Genomic DNA, 238 nt, shown 5'->3' with positions numbered 1-238 from the left:
AGCTGTACGCGACAGCCTCGTATAAAAGTTGCAGTTGCCCGGAATTATTTTCGGTAAAGATGGCTCTGATTTGGCTGTCGCTTAATCCGTTATCACTATCACCAGAGTGGCTTAATGAATTCAGCGATACCTGACCAACGCCGCGCGCGCTGGCCAGTGGCAAGGCTTTGAGCGTCTTACTGATGAAGGCTTCATTCAAATAAGCCAGTGCCGTTACCCGCTCAAGCGGGTCGCCATC

General features: G+C 51.3%; 1 protein-coding gene. It reads right to left on the bottom strand.

Annotation, left to right across the window (positions count from 1 at the left end; genetic code table 11):
• Positions 1-238: hypothetical protein (locus SB753_RS41150; RefSeq protein ID WP_410805692.1), on the bottom strand; the 238-nt coding region annotated here is incomplete at both ends.

The organism is Paraburkholderia sp. SIMBA_053 (genome assembly GCF_046534895.1).
GTDB lineage: Bacteria > Pseudomonadota > Gammaproteobacteria > Burkholderiales > Burkholderiaceae > Paraburkholderia > Paraburkholderia caledonica.
This window is presented reverse-complemented; position numbering and strand designations above follow the sequence as displayed.